This window comes from Arsenophonus nasoniae (genome assembly GCF_004768525.1).
Taxonomy (GTDB): Bacteria; Pseudomonadota; Gammaproteobacteria; order Enterobacterales; family Enterobacteriaceae; genus Arsenophonus; species Arsenophonus nasoniae.
The window spans coordinates 227054-246178 of the sequence record NZ_CP038613.1 but is presented as its reverse complement, the minus strand read 5'-3'; the positions used below and the strand labels follow the sequence as shown (position 1 = coordinate 246178).

At 39.2% G+C, this 19125-nt stretch carries 15 protein-coding genes and 1 pseudogene; 3 read left to right on the top strand and 13 right to left on the bottom strand.

Annotation, left to right across the window (positions count from 1 at the left end; genetic code table 11):
* Position 1: 1 nt before the first annotated feature.
* From rffA to trxA, 10 genes are all read right to left on the bottom strand, one after another.
* The gene (rffA, locus tag ArsFIN_RS01030; protein WP_026822648.1) at positions 2-1132 is read right to left on the bottom strand and encodes a dTDP-4-amino-4,6-dideoxygalactose transaminase; all 1131 of its coding nucleotides are present in this window, start codon (positions 1130-1132) and stop codon (positions 2-4) included.
* Entirely contained in the window at positions 1119-1841 is a 723-nt protein-coding gene (gene rffC, locus ArsFIN_RS01025) for a dTDP-4-amino-4,6-dideoxy-D-galactose acyltransferase (protein ID WP_026822647.1), read from the bottom strand. Before rffC ends, rffA begins: the two co-directional genes overlap by 14 nt.
* The gene (gene rfbA / locus ArsFIN_RS01020) at positions 1819-2700 is read right to left on the bottom strand and encodes a glucose-1-phosphate thymidylyltransferase RfbA (protein WP_026822646.1); all 882 of its coding nucleotides are present in this window, start codon (positions 2698-2700) and stop codon (positions 1819-1821) included. The genes rffC and rfbA overlap by 23 nt, the downstream gene beginning before the upstream one ends.
* A 19-nt stretch (positions 2701-2719) precedes the next feature.
* Positions 2720-3793 (bottom strand): dTDP-glucose 4,6-dehydratase, encoded by a 1074-nt coding sequence (gene rfbB, locus ArsFIN_RS01015; RefSeq protein ID WP_026822645.1) that lies wholly within the window; start codon positions 3791-3793, stop codon positions 2720-2722.
* Complete coding sequence (gene wecC, locus ArsFIN_RS01010) at positions 3784-5046, bottom strand: UDP-N-acetyl-D-mannosamine dehydrogenase (protein ID WP_026822644.1); 1263 nt, start codon at positions 5044-5046, stop codon at positions 3784-3786. The genes rfbB and wecC overlap by 10 nt, the downstream gene beginning before the upstream one ends.
* On the bottom strand, positions 5043-6173 hold the full coding sequence (gene wecB / locus ArsFIN_RS01005; RefSeq protein ID WP_026822643.1) for a non-hydrolyzing UDP-N-acetylglucosamine 2-epimerase: 1131 nt from the start codon (positions 6171-6173) through the stop codon (positions 5043-5045). The genes wecC and wecB overlap by 4 nt, the downstream gene beginning before the upstream one ends.
* A gap of 120 nt (positions 6174-6293) precedes the next feature.
* Positions 6294-7352, bottom strand: a complete 1059-nt coding sequence (wzzE, locus tag ArsFIN_RS01000) for an ECA polysaccharide chain length modulation protein (RefSeq protein WP_026822642.1) — start codon at positions 7350-7352, stop codon at positions 6294-6296.
* A 31-nt stretch (positions 7353-7383) separates the two neighbouring features.
* The gene (gene wecA / locus ArsFIN_RS00995) at positions 7384-8466 is read right to left on the bottom strand and encodes a UDP-N-acetylglucosamine--undecaprenyl-phosphate N-acetylglucosaminephosphotransferase (protein WP_026822641.1); all 1083 of its coding nucleotides are present in this window, start codon (positions 8464-8466) and stop codon (positions 7384-7386) included.
* A gap of 241 nt (positions 8467-8707) precedes the next feature.
* The gene (gene rho, locus ArsFIN_RS00990) at positions 8708-9967 is read right to left on the bottom strand and encodes a transcription termination factor Rho (RefSeq protein ID WP_026822640.1); all 1260 of its coding nucleotides are present in this window, start codon (positions 9965-9967) and stop codon (positions 8708-8710) included.
* Between the two features lie 580 nt (positions 9968-10547).
* Positions 10548-10874, bottom strand: coding sequence for a thioredoxin TrxA (gene trxA / locus ArsFIN_RS00985; RefSeq protein WP_026822639.1), 327 nt, complete (start codon positions 10872-10874; stop codon positions 10548-10550).
* Between the two features lie 121 nt (positions 10875-10995).
* Between trxA and rhlB the strand changes: the two genes are divergently transcribed.
* Both rhlB and gppA read left to right on the top strand, forming a co-directional pair.
* Entirely contained in the window at positions 10996-12282 is a 1287-nt protein-coding gene (gene rhlB / locus ArsFIN_RS00980) for an ATP-dependent RNA helicase RhlB (RefSeq protein WP_026822638.1), read from the top strand.
* Between the two features lie 7 nt (positions 12283-12289).
* Complete coding sequence (gppA, locus tag ArsFIN_RS00975) at positions 12290-13795, top strand: guanosine-5'-triphosphate,3'-diphosphate diphosphatase (RefSeq protein ID WP_026822637.1); 1506 nt, start codon at positions 12290-12292, stop codon at positions 13793-13795.
* Positions 13796-13821: 26 nt separating this feature from the next.
* Here the strand turns inward: gppA and rep are convergent, their stop codons facing one another.
* Together rep and ArsFIN_RS00965 are read right to left on the bottom strand one after the other, a co-directional pair.
* On the bottom strand, positions 13822-15840 hold the full coding sequence (rep, locus tag ArsFIN_RS00970; protein ID WP_026822636.1) for a DNA helicase Rep: 2019 nt from the start codon (positions 15838-15840) through the stop codon (positions 13822-13824).
* 483 nt (positions 15841-16323) lie between these two features.
* Positions 16324-16665 carry a hypothetical protein gene (locus ArsFIN_RS00965; protein WP_026822635.1) on the bottom strand — a complete coding sequence of 114 codons (342 nt, stop codon included), beginning with the start codon at positions 16663-16665 and terminating at the stop codon, positions 16324-16326.
* 100 nt (positions 16666-16765) lie between these two features.
* Between ArsFIN_RS00965 and ArsFIN_RS00960 the strand changes: the two genes are divergently transcribed.
* A protein-coding gene (locus ArsFIN_RS00960; RefSeq protein ID WP_135677411.1) for an IS3 family transposase occupies positions 16766-17925 on the top strand; the annotation gives its coding sequence in 2 pieces (ribosomal slippage) (positions 16766-17045 and positions 17045-17925; 1161 coding nt in all).
* A 497-nt stretch (positions 17926-18422) separates the two neighbouring features.
* On the opposite strand, the pseudogene ArsFIN_RS27085 reads toward ArsFIN_RS00960, so the two are convergent.
* Positions 18423-19124: pseudogene (locus ArsFIN_RS27085) on the bottom strand (RHS repeat-associated core domain-containing protein); the annotation flags it as partial.
* Position 19125 lies beyond the last annotated feature (1 nt).

Sequence of the window (19125 nt, the reverse complement as noted above, 5' to 3'; positions counted from 1 at the left end):
ATCACGCAAAAAAACATCGGATTTGCTTGATCACCTGCTGCTGTTCTTCATCGGTAAGATTATAGAACATCGGTAAACGAACTAAACGTTCACTTTCTTTCGTCGTATAACAATCATCACCATGAAAACGACCAAATTTATGGCCTGCTGGGCTGGAGTGTAAAGCGACATAGTGAAATACCGTCAAAATATTGACTGCTTGCATATGCTTATTAAATGCTGTTCTTTGTTTAATATCTTTCAGTTTGATATAGAACATATGGGCATTTTGTTGCAAATCTGAAGGTATAATAGGTAAATCTAGCTTACCAATTTCAGCCAAAGGTTTAAGTGCTTGATAGTAGTTTTTCCATAAATCTAACCTACGCTGATTAACTTTTTCCGCCTGCTCCAATTGTGCCCATAAATAAGCCGCTTGTAGATCTGACATTAAATAACTGGAACCAATATCTCGCCAGGTATATTTATCAACTTGCCCGCGAAAAAACTGACTGCGATCCGTGCCTTTTTCCCGCACAATCTCTGCCCGCTCAATAAGCAAAGGATCATTAATCAATACCGCACCTCCCTCGCCACCGGAAGAGTAATTTTTCGTTTCATGAAAACTATAACAACCAATATGACCTATCGTGCCAAGCGCTTTACCTTTATAAGTCGACATAACACCTTGAGCGGCATCTTCAACAACATAGAGGTGGTATTTATCTGCCAATGCCATAATGGTATCCATCTCACAAGCCACACCAGCATAGTGAACAGGGACAATAGCGCGAGTTTTGGTGGTGATCGCCGCTTCAATTTTATTCTCATCCATATTCATGGTATCGGGCCGGATATCAATAAATACAATCGTTGCCCCCCTTAGCACAAAAGCATTCGCGGTAGAAACAAAGGTAAAACTTGGCATAATAACTTCATCACCAGGTTTAATATCCAGTAAAATCGCCGCCATTTCCAAAGATGCTGTACAAGAAGGGGTTAGCAGCGCCTTCGGACACTGGAAATGCTTTTCCAGCCACTTTTCGCAACGCTGAGTAAAGTACCCATCACCACATAACTTGCCACTTTGCATGGCTTCTTGCATATAATTTAATTCAGTACCAACAATCGGTGGTTTATTAAATGGGATCATGTCGTCCTCGATATAACCAATAAGCGGTGCTTTCAATTTGTGCACCCATTTGCGAATACAGACGCATGGCGCCTATATTGCTGATTTGAGTTGCTATTCTTAATCGCTCTACCCCTTGCCGCTCACACCATTGGCATGCTGCTATCATTAATTGTTTACCAACCCCTTTACCCTGATGAGTAGGAGCTGTGGCTAATAAACCAATCCGCGCCTCTTTTTCAACGGCGAGTTTTCTAAGCGTAACAAAGCCCTGAATGTCTCCTTGTACATTTTTGACTAACAAGCAGCCATCATCAAAAGAGCCCTTAACGGCTTTTTCAAGCCACACAGAATAAAAACGAGCATTGTCGACCAATTGATACCAGGGCAGGCGAAAACGGCTATGTGAAAAAGCCGTAGCAGCAATAGTTTGCAATAATTCAATATCCTTTTCAGCCGCCACAACCAATTCAGCACTATGATTTTTTACGCAGCTAGCAATATTTAGACAAAAATCAATTTCACTTTCTACCAGCCAAAACCCCATCGCTAACATTGCGTCAATCAGTTCAGTATTAGCAGTCGCAATTTTGGCTTGCACAAGATCATATTCGGTTAATTGAGCTAATGAAACAATTGGTGCATCAGGTGCAAAATGCAACTTTGCCGTTTTACGTTTAAAAAAATCACTTTCCCAACTGAGTATTTCAATATTGGCGTGGATAGACATGCAGCAAATCCTGTAAATATTGACCATAACCGGTTTTCGCTAGTTTTTCCGCTGATTTTCTAACCTGTTCATCCGTCAACCAGCCGTTACGCCATGCGATTTCTTCTAGGCAAGCGATCTTAAATCCCTGCCTTTTCTCAACGGTTTGTACAAACATACTCGCTTCAATCAAGCTGTCATGAGTGCCGGTATCTAACCAGGCAAATCCGCGGCCTAAGAGCTCAACATTTAGTTGACCATGCTTAAGATACATTTGATTCAGGCAAGTGATCTCTAGCTCTCCACGTGACGAAGGTTTAATTTGTTTTGCAAAGTCAACCACTTGATTATCATAAAAATAGAGACCAGTAACCGCCCAGTTGGATTTAGGTCGCTGTGGTTTCTCTTCAATAGACAGCACTTTAAATTGTTTATCAAATTCAACCACACCAAAACGTTCAGGATCCATCACCTGATAAGCAAAAATCGTTGCCCCCGACAGACGAGCTGTTACAGATTTCAATTTAGGGCTAAAAGCCTGCCCAAAATAGATATTGTCACCTAATATCAGACAGCAAGCATCCTTTCCAATAAACTTTTCACCGATCAAAAATGCTTGCGCTAAGCCATTAGGTGAGGGTTGTACGGCATAACTGAAATGAACACCAAAAGCATCACCATCGCCAAGTAAACGCTGATAATCAGGCAGATCTTCCGGTGTCGAAATAATTAATATTTCTCGGATGCCAGCCAACATAAGGACCGAAAGCGGATAGTAAATCATCGGTTTATCATAAATAGGTAGCAGCTGTTTAGAGACACCACGTGTAATGGGATACAAACGGGTTCCAGAGCCACCAGCCAAAACAATGCCTTTCATCACTTTTCCTCGTTTTCAATTATGTGGCAATACCTAAACGTTGACCAGCATATGAACCATCTTGCACATGACGCCACCAAGTTTCATTACTTAAATACCATTCAACGGTTTTACGCATACCCGATTCAAAAGTCTCTTGTGGCTTCCATCCCAACTCTTGCTCTATCTTGCTAGCATCAATTGCATAACGCATATCATGGCCTGGACGATCAGTGACATAGGTAATCAAATCACGATAATGAGTCACTCCATTCGGCTTAACCGGCCGTAATTCTTCCAGCAGATCGCAAATTGTTTTTACCACATCAATATTTTTACGCTCATTATGGCCGCCAATATTATAAGTCTTCCCCGCATCTGCTTGACTGATGACTAAGTGCAATGCACGGGCATGATCTTCAACATACAGCCAATCACGGATCTGTTCGCCTTGACCATAAACAGGCAATGATTTACCGGCTATCGCGTTCAATATGATCAAAGGAATTAATTTTTCAGGAAAGTGATAGGGGCCATAATTATTAGAGCAATTGGTCACCAGTGTTGGTAAGCCATAAGTACGCTGCCAGGCTCTGACTAAATGGTCACTAGAAGCCTTTGATGCAGAATAAGGGCTACTTGGTGCATAAGGGGTTGTTTCGGTAAATAACCCCTCAGTTGTATGCAAATCGCCATAAACTTCATCGGTAGAAATATGATGGAAGCGAAATAACGGTTTTTTCTGCTGGTCTAAATGATTCCAATAATTGCGAGCAGCCTCTAATAAATGATAAGTGCCAACAATATTGGTTTCGATAAAGGCGGCGGGCCCATCAATCGAGCGATCAACATGACTTTCTGCCGCTAGATGCATAACAGCATCAGGTTGATATTGCGCAAAAATTTTATCCATTGCCGGTCTATCAGCAATATTTATCTGGGTAAAAGTATAACGAGGGTTGTCTACCACTGACGCTAACGATTCCAGATTACCGGCATACGTCAAACTATCAACCACTAGCACATTATCGTTAGTGTGCTCAATGATATGACGCACAACTGCCGAACCGATAAATCCAGCCCCACCCGTCACTAAAATACGTTTCAACGCCATACTCCTTTGGTGTCAACCACCCATTTTTGTCGAATTTGCTCACCATTAATTGCCTTAAATTGTTGATGGTCAACCAGCAACAAAATAATATCTGCATTAGCAATGGCAACTTCAGTAGATATCAATTGACAAGAGCCATTTAATACTTTTGGTAACTCATCAATGTTCGGTTCTACAGCATAAGTGGTGCCCATATGCCAATCGGCAATCATTTTAGTAATTTGCATAGCGGGACTTTCCCGTAAATCATCAATATCCGCTTTAAAGGCAAGCCCAAAACAGGCAATTTTAATTTCATTTGCCCGTTTTCCTGTCTCAGTTACACAATCTGCTAATGCTGTCTTGACCTGATCGACAACCCAGACTGGCTTACTATCATTAACTATACGAGCAGTATGAATCAAACGGGATTGCTTTGGATTCTGAGCAACAATGAACCAGGGATCGACAGCAATACAATGGCCTCCAACACCAGGGCCAGGTTGTAAAATATTGACCCGAGGGTGACGATTGGCCAAACTAATTAGTTCCCAAACATTAATCCCTTGCTCGGCACAAATAAAAGACAGTTCATTGGCAAAAGCAATATTGACATCACGAAAACTATTTTCTATCAATTTACACATTTCAGCCGTTTTCGCATTGGTGAGCACACATTCACCTGCCAGGAAAATTTTATACAATTCACTGACTCGTTGAGATGACTTCATTGTCATACCACCAATAACGCGATCATTTTCGATCAGCTCAACCATGACCTTACCTGGTAAAACACGCTCAGGGCAATAAGCAATATCAATATCTGAATTTTCGCCTTGTTGCTGTGGAAATGTCAGATCAGTACGTATAGCAGCCAGTTGCCCTGCCATTTGCTCCGTTGCGCCGATTGGCGAGGTAGACTCCAGAATAATTAAATCGCCTTTTTTTAAAAACGGAGCAATAGATTCTGCCGCTGCCATAACATAAGACAGATCAGGTTTATGATCATCTTTAAACGGTGTAGGAACTGCAATTAAAAACGCATCCGCCTTCTGAGGTGTGGTAAACGCTTTCAAATAACCAGCTTCTACGGCTGTTTTTACCGTCTTATCTAAATCTGGTTCAACAATATGAATTTTACCTTGATTTATCGTATCAACCGCATGTTGATTAACATCAACCCCAATCACTTTTTTCTGTCGAGCAGCAAAAGCAGCGGCGGTAGGTAAACCGATATAACCTAAACCAATAACAGAAATAGTTTCAAAACTCATAATGTCACCTGATTTGTTTTCAACGCTTCAAGAATTCGCAGGCAAGCTTTACCGTCACCATAAGGATTATGTGCACGGCTCATTTTCTGGTAAGCATCGTCATTCGTTAATAATTGCGTTACGACTTGAACAATTTTTTCTGTTTGTGTACCGACTAAACGTACCGTACCAGCTTCAACCGCTTCTGGGCGCTCAGTAGTATCACGCATCACTAATACGGGCTTACCTAAAGCTGGCGCTTCTTCTTGAATACCCCCTGAATCTGTCAGGATCAAATAAGCGTTATTCATTAAATAAATAAAAGGTAAATAATCCTGTGGATCAATTAAGATTATATTATTAATACCCTGCAAAATTCGTTGTACTGGTTCACTGACATTTGGATTGAGATGAACCGGATAAACAACTTGAACATCCGTATGACTTCTGGCAATTTCAGCTAATGCATGGCAAATACGCTCAAATCCGCTACCAAAACTTTCCCGCCGATGTCCTGTAACTAACAGCATCTTTTTATTTTGATCAAGAAAAGGATATTGCGCAGCAAGGCTTGCCCGTATTGTGGCATCATTCATCATTTTATTACGTACCCAGAACAATGCATCTATTACCGTGTTACCAGTAACATAAATGCGATGATCAGGGATCGACTCGCGTTGTAAATTTCTTCGTGAGTACTCGGTAGGCGCAAAGTGATACATAGCCAGATGACTGGCAATTTTACGATTAGCTTCTTCTGGCCAAGGAGAATACAAGTTACCGGTTCGTAATCCTGCTTCAACATGACCAACCAGAATACGCTGATAAAAGGCAGCCAGGCTGGTTGCCATCGTGGTTGCCGTATCACCATGAACCAATACCACATCGGGTTTAAAAGATAGCAATACGGGTTTCATCCCTTCAAGAATACGACAAGTAATATCAGTTAAATCTTGTCCAGGAGTCATAATATCTAAATCATAATCAGGTATGATCTCAAAAAGATGCAATACCTGATCCAACATTTCTCTATGTTGAGCAGTTACGCAAACTTTCGACTCAAAAGCCTTATCGTTTGTCAAAGCATGTACAAGTGGAGCCATTTTTATGGCTTCAGGACGAGTACCAAACACAGTCAACACTTTCACAATGACTCTCTTTTTTATTTTAACTTCATCTACTAATGAGATGTAACATCAATAATGATTTTACCTTCAACATATTAATAGTTTGTTGAAGTCCCCTATTGTTATATGTTTAGCAAATAATTAGGTTTTGCGTCTTAACAATGCAATACCTATCCCACTTAAAGCACCAATCATTCCCCAAATGATCATCATTAACACTCGACGAGGACTATCACGTTTAACTGGATCTTCTGGTGTTCTTAAATAGCGGTAAGTTTGAAAATTATTCTCGAGAACAGGTTCTACATTTAATGTCGCTAACATTGCTATATTTTGATCATAGCTTTCATCATAATTAGGCCCAGTTGCCTGTAATGTTTCAATTTGTGCTTGTAATAAGGAAGTACCCAATAGAAACATTTCTGAATCAGGTAGTTGATCGATCGGGACATCGACTTTATTACGTGAAATGCCTTGCTTTTGAGCAACTTTTAACGATTGCTGTAGGATATTTAAACGCCGTTCATAACTTGCCTTTGCGACCATTTCCTGACGTTTAACTAATGTTTTAAAAGACTGCTCCTTTGCTAGCCATACACCTTTAATCTGCTCGTTAAGATTAAAAGTCGCTCGTTTGTTAGCAAAAGAAATATATTCACGTAGTAATTGATTCGCATCAGAAGCCGTTTCAGCAATTAATTTTATATTATCATGGAGTATCTTGTTATCATCTTGGGGGGTAAATTGAATATTATCAATTAATTCATCAAGTAATACAGCATCAGCCTTAGCATTTCCTTCCATGCGTGTTTTATAGTAATCACTATTTAACCAAAATTCTCGGCGGGTATCATAAGAACCAACTTGGGCAGTAAATTCCTGATAAACCTGATTCGCAATGGTTGGCAACTGATTATCTTGCGCTTCATTAATATGCGAATCCAAATTTCGTAAAAATTGCTGTTGGGAATAATATGCCCCTAAATTATTAACTGTAGGTAAATCAGTGACAGCATTAGCACTCCATTTTTGTTGCATCATGTAAGAAACAATCAATGCCACAGCCGCAAAAATAAATGCTAAAGAGATAATCCATATTTTTCCCTGCCATAGCGCACAAAATAACCTTTTGATATCTAACTCATATTCAACAGACTGTAAGTGAGAATTAGGTTTGGGTTGTGTTTCTGATTTTGTCACTGGTATGACACTCCTTTAAACATTTGTTTATTTATTTTGCTATACGTTGCATCCGACGTTTAACCCGTTTCACAAAACGCGCCACTTTCCAAGCACGTTTAATACAATAGCCATAGACAGCAAATATAAGCAAAAATAATGCCAACATCACCCATTCAGGAATAAAACTTGAACGTTCACCGATCATGCCTATCGCTGCTAAAATAGCTGCCGCTAAAGTAATTAAGATAAAAGCCTGGCTTGAAGTAAAACCTGACCGCATAATCAAATGATGAATATGTTGTCTGTCGGGTGAAAAAGGACTCATTCCTTTACGAAGGCGCCGATACATAATGGCAATCATGTCCATCAAAGGAATAGCAATAATCCAAAGAGCCGTCACTGGTTTAATTGAACGTTGCTCACCTTGTGTCGACATCAAAAGCAACCAAATAATGGTGAAACCAATTAATGTACTACCCGCATCTCCCATAAACACTTTATAGCGCTTTCCCAATAAACCTAAATTCAGGAATATATAAGGAAGAATGGCAGCAATAACAGCAAAACACCAAAAAGCTAATGCCATATTGCCATTTTGATAAAGCAAAATACCTAACGCAGCAAATGAGATACAAGAAAGCCCACCAAGCAGACCGTCAATACCATCAACCATGTTAAAAGCATTAACCGCTGCCCAAACAGCAAATAACGTCGTCAAATAGCTTAAAGGCCCCAATTTTATTTGCCATGGGCCAAGGACATAACCTAAGTTATCTAATATTAGGCCTGCAAAATAAATCATGACAAGCGCAACAATCGCTTGAATCGTTGCTCGAATTTTAACACTAATATCAAAGCGATCATCTAATACACCAACAAATACTAAAATCCCAGCACAAATCAAATACAACCATTTATGTGGAATGTATTCGTTTGTAATCATGAATGCCAAACTAATACCAAAAAAAACCGCAATACCACCAACCAAAGGAATTTCTCCCTGATGTGTTTTTCGATGATTAGGTTCATCTACCAGACCAAATCTTTTTGCCACTTTTCTCGCAATAAATATAAAGATCAATGAAAACAAGAAAACCCAAAAAACATCGATTAGTAAATCTAGTGTGTGCACAATATTTACTCTCTTATAATTTTTTTAGACACCATCCACTGCATCCATTTCCATGTATAGACTATAAGTGTACTTTAAGTTAGCGTATATGTAACAATAACAAAACATTTCTATCATCTTGTACCAGCTATTAATAAGCAAAATCTATACCAAAATAGAGACTACTGGATAATAAAAACGAACAAAACAAAACGCCACATAAAAGTGGCGTTTTACAATAAATAATTAAACAAATAACAACTTAAGAACGTTTCATGAAATCGAAAAATTCATCATTGGTCTTCGTCATTGCTAATTTATTAATTAAAAATTCCATTGCATCAATTTCACCCATAGGATGAATAATTTTGCGCAATATCCACATTTTCTGTAACTCATCAGGTAAGGTTAATAATTCTTCCTTACGCGTACCGGAACGATTATAATCAATCGCCGGGAAAACACGTTTTTCCGCTATTTTCCGCGACAAATGTAACTCCATATTTCCGGTGCCTTTAAACTCTTCGTAGATCACTTCATCCATTTTAGAACCAGTATCAACTAGTGCTGTAGCAATTATGGTTAGGCTTCCACCTTCTTCTACATTACGTGCCGCACCAAAAAAACGTTTTGGACGATGTAATGCATTTGCATCCACCCCACCAGTTAATACTTTTCCAGAGGAAGGAACTACTGTATTGTAAGCACGAGCAAGACGCGTAATCGAATCTAAAAGAATGATGACATCTTTTTTGTGTTCAACTAAACGTTTAGCTTTTTCTATTACCATTTCAGCAACCTGAACATGACGGGATGCAGGTTCATCAAAGGTTGAAGCAATGACCTCACCTTTAACTAGACGTTGCATTTCGGTCACTTCTTCGGGACGCTCATCAATTAACAACACCATCAAAACACAGTCTGGATAGTTATTGGCAATATTAGCTGCAATATTCTGCAATAACATGGTTTTACCTGCTTTTGGTGGAGCAACAATTAAACCACGCTGCCCACGCCCAATCGGTGCAGCCAAATCTAAAACACGAGCTGTCAAATCCTCTGTTGACCCATTGCCACGCTCCATACGTAGACGGTTATTAGCATGTAGCGGTGTCAGATTTTCAAACAGGATTTTACTACGGGCGTTTTCAGGTTTATCAAAATTAACTTCATTAACTTTTAGTAGGGCAAAATAGCGTTCTCCTTCCTTAGGAGGACGAATTTTTCCTGATATAGTATCTCCCGTTCGTAGATTAAAGCGACGAATCTGACTGGGAGAAACATAAATATCGTCAGGACCGGCTAGATAAGAGCTGTCAGCAGAACGAAGGAATCCAAATCCATCCTGCAAAATTTCTAGCACGCCATCACCAAAAATATCTTCTCCACTTTTCGCATGCTGCTTCAAAATCGAGAAAATAATATCCTGTTTCCTCATGCGGGCTAGGTTCTCTAGCCCCATACTTTCGCCAAGAGTAATCAATTCAGATACCGGCGTATTTTTTAATTCGGTAAGATTCATAATGGTGGGTTCTTAAACTCGGGGTATATTTTTTGAACTATGAACAATAAATAGTATAGCAATCTCTAAATGCCTGTTTAAATAAAAATACAAAAACCTTAACGATTCTTGATGTATATATCAATTTCATTAGGATATAAATTCATGTAGTAGCAGTAATTTGTTAATTTACTACCTTAGATAACACTCTTTATACAGCAAAGACAGAATAAGACTATAAGAATTCATCTCAAAGTTGATGAGGAAATCTCACTTTATACTTCTTAGGCCCTACACAACAGCACCAAGCAAATAACAAATGGAACATGTCTGTCTAAAAGAATTATCTCTATGGGAGTCAATGGAATTCAGACCATTGTAGGATATAGATTATCCAGAGATAACAAATATGTCTATACAATAGCATATCCAATATGTACACATTAAGATAAATAACGCGTATCATATTAAGTAATGGCGCTAAGTTACCATGCTTCAAAGCAGACGTCTAGCTATGAATTGCATAAAAAGCAGACGTCTAACAAGAAATTGAGAAAAATATTGGTCTACTAAACGTCCGTTGTTAATATTTTAGGAAAAATTAGAGGTTTTTGTCTAAAAATTCTTTTAATTGAGTTTTAGACAGAAGACCAACTTGCTGGCCAACCTTCTCGCCATTTTTAAAAAGCATTAAAGTAGGAATGCTACGAATACCATATATAGTTGCTATATCAATACTTTCATCAACATTCAATTTGGCAATAATCAATTTAGCTGTATATTCATCAGCAATTTCGTCTAAAATAGGGGCGATCATTTTACAAGGGCCACACCATTCAGCCCAAAAATCAACTAATATTGGTTTTTTTGCAGATTTGACTGTTTCTTCAAAATCAATACCAGATAGATGAATAACTTTTTCGCTCATTGCGATACTCCAAGGATCAAGTTTTTATGTCGTTTCAGTCTAACATTAATTTAACCATGTTTGCTTTATTTCAAACAATCTTCTTTCATAAAGCAACCGTTAACTGATATTCTAACACACTATGAGTAAAACACATTTGACAGACAAGAAGTTTATAGACTTCGCCCTACACCCTAAAGTTATTGAAGCCCTTAATAAAAATGGCTTTCATAATTGTACGCCGATACAAGCGTCAACATTGCCTTTTACTGTCGAAGGCCGTGATGTTGCGGGGCAGGCACAAACAGGAACAGGTAAGACATTGGCTTTTCTTACCTCAACATTTCATTATTTACTAACACATCCAACAAATTCAGAACGTCAAGTTAATCAACCTAGAGCGCTAATTATGGCTCCTACACGGGAGTTAGCCGTTCAGATATATACCGATGCAAAAGAATTAGCCGCTATAACAGGCTTAAAAATGGGCTTAGCTTATGGTGGTGATGGCTACGACGAACAACTGCATGTACTCCAATCGGGAGTAGATATTCTTATCGGTACAACCGGGCGCTTGATCGATTATGCTAAACAAGGCCACATTCATTTAGGTCGCATTCAGGTAGTTGTACTTGATGAAGCTGACCGCATGTATGATCTTGGTTTTATTAAAGATATTCGTTGGTTATTTCGTCGAATGCCACCCGCTGCCCAACGCTTGAATTTACTCTTTTCCGCAACACTTTCTTATCGTGTTCAAGAACTGGCATTTGAACAAATGAATCAACCCGAATATATTGAGGTAGAACCTCAACAAAAAACAGGTCATCGCATTAAAGAAGAACTTTTCTATCCTTCTAATGAAGAAAAAATGCGTCTGTTACAAACGTTAATCGAGGAAGAGTGGCCCGAAAGATGTATAATTTTTGCTAATACTAAACATCGCTGTGAAGATATTTGGGCACATCTTGCTGCTGATGGTCACCGTGTTGGCTTACTGACCGGTGATGTGGCACAAAAAAAACGGCTACGTATTCTTGAACAGTTCACTCAAGGCCATTTAGATATTTTAGTTGCCACAGATGTTGCCGCTAGAGGTTTACATATTCCATCTGTCACGCATGTATTTAATTACGATCTCCCTGATGATTGTGAAGATTATGTCCATCGTATTGGTCGTACTGGGCGCGCGGGTGAAAGTGGTCATTCGATTAGTTTGGCTTGTGAAGAGTATTCTTTAAATCTACCGGCTATTGAAGAGTATATTCAGCATCAAATCCCGGTCAGCAAATACAATAGTGAAGCATTATTACAAGATTTACCGACGCCAAAACCACGTCGTCGTCCACGCGCTAGCGGAACACGGCGTAATAATAGTAGTCAAAGCCGACAGAATAATTCACGCAACAATCGTAAACGTCCGAGCTAATAAACATATGTTAAAATCATCGCTTTACGCAGCAATCGATCTTGGTTCTAACAGCTTTCATATGTTAGTAGTAAGAGAAATTTCTGGTTATGTACAAACCCTTGCCCGCATAAAGCGTAAAGTCAGACTGGCCGCTGGTCTTGATGAAAGTAACTATTTATCTCAACACGCAATGGATCGTGGCTGGCAATGTTTGCATCTTTTTTCCGAGTATTTACAAGATATTCCGACTGAACAAGTGCAAATTGTTGCTACAGCAACCCTTCGTCTCGCTAAGAATGCTGACCTTTTTATTAAGCAAGGAGAAAATATTCTAAGGCATCCCATCAGAATTATTACTGGTGAAGAAGAAGCACAACTCATTTATCAAGGGGTAGCACATACCACTGGCGGTTCAGATAAACGACTAGTGATAGATATCGGCGGTGGCAGTACTGAAATCATTACCGGTACCCATGTTAAACATAGTCAACTTGTTAGCCTTAATATGGGTTGCGTTACCTGGCTTGAACACTACTTTAAAGATCGTAATTTGACCGAAGAAAATTTCACACAAGCTGAAACTGCTGCACATAAAATTATTAAACCTAGCGCGAGCCGACTTATTAAGCAAGGTTGGCAAATTTGTGTCGGTGCTTCAGGTACAATACAGGCTATACAAGAAATTATGCTAGCTGCTGGCATGGATGAACGTATTACGCTAGATAAATTACAATTATTAAAAAAAGCCGCGATCACCTCTGGAAAATTAGAAGAATTGGAAATCAAAGGATTAACGCTAGAACGAGCGCTAGTTTTTCCCAGTGGTTTAGCTATTTTAATTGCCATATTTGCCGAATTGAAAATCGATTACATGATATTAGCAGGCGGGGCATTGCGTGAAGGGTTAATCTATAACATGCTTGATCTTCCTGCAAAACAGAATATACGCGCAATTACACTTGCCAATATTCAACATCGTTTTCAAGTTGATATTGAGCAGGCTAACCGGGTAAAGAGGCTAACTGAATATTTTTATTCACAATTAAAGAAAAGCTTTTATCGTGATAATCACCAACTTGATGAGCTATTAAAAGGTGCCAGCGCGCTGCATGAAATTGGCTTAAGTATTGATGCTCGTCATGTTACTAAACATGCCCATTATCTCATCAGCCATCTTGATATGCCAGGTTATACACTTACGCAAAAACGCTTATTAGCGACTTTACTTAAAAACCAAACTGGCCCGATTGAGTTAACAGAACTAATCCAACAAAATGCGATCCCTGTCCAATATGCTATTCTTCTTTGTCGGCTTTTAAGACTGGCGATTATTTTTACTCTTCCACGTCGTGACAATACCATACCGTTATTACGTCTTAGAGCAAATAAAGAAACCTTAATCCTTACATTACCCCATCAATGGTTATTGGAACATCCGCTCTGTTATGAAAATTTACAGCAAGAAATCCAATGGCAAAGTAATATCAATTGGCCTTTGTTACTAGAAGAACAAACTGAATTAACACAATAAGCTCAATCTATTTTAGTTAGCAAAATTTATTTTCTGTTTAACCCCAATCTGGCTCTGATATCCGCAATCGCAGACTGGCCTTTTTCCATTCGCTGCTCGGCGGTGACTATTTTTTTATTTTGCTCCCAGATCAAATCATCTTGTGGTAATTCATGTAAAAAACGACTAATCTCCGGTCGAATAAGCTCACCATATTGCCGTCGCTCTCGACAATGGCTAAAGAATAACTCTCGCTGAGCGCGAGTTATGCCCACATAAGCCAGCCGGCGTTCTTCATCAATATTATTTTCATCAATACTGGTTTGATGGGGTAATAATCCTTCTTCCATACCGACTAAAAAAACGTAAGGGAATTCGAGTCCCTTTGAAGCATGCAAAGTCATTAATTGCACCTGATCTAAATCTTCAACCGTTTCCCCACGCTCCATCATATCCCGCAAGGTAAAGCGTGATACAACCTGAGATAACGTCATTGCCTCATCAATATCATTGCCATTAATCATTTCATCCATCCAGCCAAATAGTTGATTAACATTTTTCATCCGTATTTCAGCCGCTTTGGTACTGTTTGATGTTTCATATAACCAACTTTCATAATCAATGTCATGCAGGAGATCTCTAACCGCAAGCAGGGGCTCACGTTCTGCTCGTTCGGCAATCTCTGCTAACCAACGAGTGAAATGCTGTAATGCCGTCAAACCACGTCCAGTTAATGTTTGTTCAAGTCCAACATCAAAACTGGCAGCAAACAGGCTTTTTTGGCGTAAAATCGCCCATTCACCTAATTTTTGGATTGTTTTCGGCCCAATTTCGCGTTTAGGGGTATTCACTATGCGGAGAAAGGCACTATCATCATCGGGATTAGTTAGTATCCGCAAATAAGCTAAGATATCTTTAATTTCTGCACGTGAAAAAAATGAAGTTCCACCGGAAATACGGTAAGGAATGCGGTTTTGTAACAATAATTTTTCAAATAGGCGCGATTGATGATTACCACGATATAAAATAGCATAATTTTTATATTGGGTTTTATTGACAAAATGGTGGGCAACCAATTCGCCGATCACACGCTCTGCCTCATGATCTTCATTATTAGCGGTGATAACTTTTAACGCTTCACCATAACCCAATTCAGAAAATAACTTTTTATCAAAAACATGCGGATTATTAGCAATCAATATATTAGCGGCTTTCAGAATACGGCCAGAAGAGCGATAATTTTGCTCCAGTTTGATCACCTTAAGCTGAGGGAAGTCGGTTTTTAGTAACGCTAAATTTTGCGGTTGAGCACCACGCCAGGAATAAATAGATTGATCATCATCACCAACAACAGTAAAGCGTCCACGGTTACCCACTAACAATTTAACCAGTTGATACTGGCTAGTATTGGTATCTTGATATTCATCCACCAGCAGATAACGGATCTTTTGCTGCCAACGCGAACGTATCTCTTCATTCTCATCCAGCAAGCGGGTCGGTTTAGTAATTAAGTCATCAAAATCCAGCACATTGCAACTTGATAAATGTAATTCATAACGCCGATAACATTCAGCAAACCGTTGTTGTTGTTCTGATTTTACCTGTGCCATCACTTGGTTGGCCGTTAATAGATCACTCTTCCAGTTAGAGATAGTAGAAGCCAACTGGCGTAATAGATCTTTATCTTCTTCCAATAAATCAAAGGTCAGCTCTTTCAGCAGAGCCATTTGATCGTGTTCATCAAATAATGAAAAATTGGCCTTTAGGCCTAATGCGCTATATTCCCGCTTAATAATTTCCAAGCCTAAAGTATGAAAAGTGGCAACCATTAATCCTCTGGTCTCTTTTTTCCCTAACGTTTGCCCAACACGCTCCTTCATCTCTCTAGCCGCTTTATTGGTGAAAGTGACGGCCGCTACCTGACGCGGTAAATAACCACGCTGACGAATTAAGTAGGCAATTTTATGGGTAATAACCCGGGTTTTACCTGAGCCCGCCCCAGCCAGTACCAAACAGGAGCCGTCAACATATTCAACCGCTTGTTGTTGATTGTAATTTAATCGCATAGGCTGTTAACTGAGCATTTTCCATTATTTGTTGTAATGGTAAAATTGTATCAGAAAGCAGATAAGTAAAAAATGGCATAAAAAACCCGCTAATTAGTAATTAAAATATAGCGGGTAAAAAGTCATATAAAAATAGGTTAATTCTTACCATAGTGAGTTGATTGTGTCACATTAAATGGTGATAAGTTCGGTTAGCGCTAGGTTTGCAAATCGAGTATTGTTGTACTTTTAGTGCAACTGCTAACAAATAAAAATAGATAACTTATTGATTTAGCAAAACTAGATTTTATTTTAATGCTATTTCCTAGTTGTATCTCACAAAGATTATGACAAAGTAGTTAATATAGCAAAACAACCTGAGCAAATCGTAATACAAAGCTATAAACGGCTACCAGACTAACTAAAAAATGGGTTTATGGGGGAGCTCAAACAAAAATTTGTTATTTCTCCCCGATAAATTTCATCAAAACATAAATTTTCCTTTTAAGAATGTTGTATGTTTATCCATCCTCCTCCAGTACGATTATTTTTATAACGAGTAATATATTTATAGGGTACAGGAGTGATGAATGTCGCTTCGACAGACTTATTTGGCATCATTGCAATAAATTTAGAATCCTGTGCATTTGCCGCAGAAAGTAATAATTTGGGAGTTAATATTTTGGGTGGCGTTTTAACTTTTTCAACTCCCATTGTAATTGGACTAATAGGAACTTCCGCTATATCAGGAATATTCACTTCATAAAAATAATTTCGTGTTTCCGCATAGCCTCCAGATTCTAGTGTCGTACCAAAAGAAACAAAATCCGGATTGGGTGAAGTCACATGGTTTTTGGCTAATGTTCCTGCGTCAAAACTTGTAGTGGTCTAATAAAACTGTAGAGATTTATAGCTTATAATTAAGCAAAATCTTATAGGTATAAATATGACCCGAAAAGTAAAAGTAACCTTTAGCGGAAAGCAAAAACTGGAATATGCAAAACTCATGGTTGAAGGTGGATATAGCAATATCCAAGTTGAAAAAATATCCGGTGCGGGTAAATCTGCCGTATCACGATGGAAGCAACAATATCTTGCCGAGTTAAATGGGAATACGCCTGTAAAATCAAAAGCGTTAACACCCGAGCAACAGCGCATACAAGAATTAGAAGTTCAACTTAAGCGTGCTCAGAGGGATAATGACATATTAAAAAAAGCCGCGGCTTACTTCATCCTCGACAATCAAAACTCAAAATCGTGAAGCAACTGAAAATCATGTACCCCAATTTTACGGTCACTGAGTTATGCCATCTTTTTGAAGTAAGCAGCAGTAGTTTTTATTATGAAACGAAAATACCGACAGTTGAAAATGAAAGACTGTGTGGCGAAATCAAACGTATTTTTTATACATCGGGTCAAATTTATGGCAAAAGACGTATTCAAGCCGAGTTAAAGGGTTTAGGGCACCAAATTGGCACTTATAAAATATCGAACATCATGAAATTAAATCAATTAGTTGCAATTAGACCAACGAAAAAGCACTACTATCACTCATCGGGTAACGAACATCGATATGCCCCTAATTTGCTTAAACGACAATTTTCCCCTGAACAGCATAATCACTATTATGTCGGGGATATCACGTATATTAGACATCACTATGGGTGGAGCTATTTAGCCTGTGTGTTGGATTTAGCCACCAAAGAAATTATTGGTTATGCCTTATCAACAAAACCGGATTCGAAATTAGTGAAAGAAGCCTTAGATAACGCAATTGAACGGCAATTACCGGATACGACAAGTTTGATGTTCCATTCAGATCAAGGTTGCCAATATTCATCGGAGGAGTTTAGGGCGCACCTCTTTGAACGGAAAATAACTCAAAGCATGAGTCGGCGAGGTAATTGCCTCGATAATGCCGTGATGGAAAGATTTTTTAGGAGTTTAAAGACAGAAAGACTTAACCGTTTATCGTTTATGAATCATCAATCTGTTGTCTGTGAAGTTGAAAATTATATTCAGTTTTACAATTATTATCGACGCCATTCAACGATTGGTTATTTAACGCCACATCAAAAATATCATGAACTAAAAAATGCCGCTTAGATCTTCTACAGAATTTGTTGACCATTACAACTAAAGATTTCTATGAAGCGTTTTTTGATAACAGATGCAGGATCTGGCGATCGAGGGAAGAAACCGCCCGCACTTTTGATCACTTCAGGTGAACGATCATCTCCACGATAAAAAAATGTTCCATTCGTTTGTGCTTCTGTTTCATTAATAGATCTTGAGCTTGCTATTAAATCTGTCGAGGAAGACTCAGATAAAACGGTTGGTGATGCGTTCTCTGTACCTGGCAATACTAGAAATTTTTTTGGCTTAATTGGCTTAGCCGGAACCGGAAGAGGTAAACTTACTGCTGTTGATGAAGGATTGATATCTGAACCTGTAGACACCAATTTAACCGGTTTTGGGGAAATGGGAACCACCTCTGATAACGGCATTATATTTCTTCTTGATGAAAATTGGCCAGGTATAGACAATCTTTTGGATGCGATAGGTTGTGATTGCATTTCCCCATTGCTCTGGCTTGCCAATTCCAATTGTTTTATCCTGTCAGCAATCGATATAAGCCCATCAGCATCCATAAGAGTTATCGGATTATTTCGCACCATCCAAAATAGATTTAACCCATCCACTGCCCCTGCCGGATCCGCACTCAACCAGCGCCCCACCCAAGGCTGGTAGTAACGGTAACCATAGTAATACAGCCCAGTTGCATCCCGCTCCTTGCCCGAATAGCGGATGGTTTTATAATCCGCCTCAATCTGACTGCGTGCCGTCCATATCGCTGTGCCACCGTATGGATAATACTCTTCCAAGCTGATAATAAAACCATCACCATCAACTTCCATACAACTGCTGCCGATAAGATTGTCATAACTGTAACGAAGTTGATTGTTCCCATTAATGGCCGGCGGCTCGCCTATTTCCCAGTGTAATAACTGCACCTGCGCCCGTCCAGCTTCACCAATAGTGATAACCTGAAAAATCTCGCTGGTTACATCATCGTTTGCCGTGCTGCGCAACTCTAATCCCGGTAGATACTGCACACGTTGACCCCGCACACTGTTGCCCATCACTTGCCGGTTTATCTTGAGGATCCGCTGGCTATCCGCCGCATAACGGTAGTATTCATTGTCATCCGTGGCATCTTCTCGTGTCACTGGTGTCACCTTTTGTAGTTCGCCACGTGGTGTCCAGTTGAGGTGTTGCCCCGGCAATAACATACGCTGATGACCC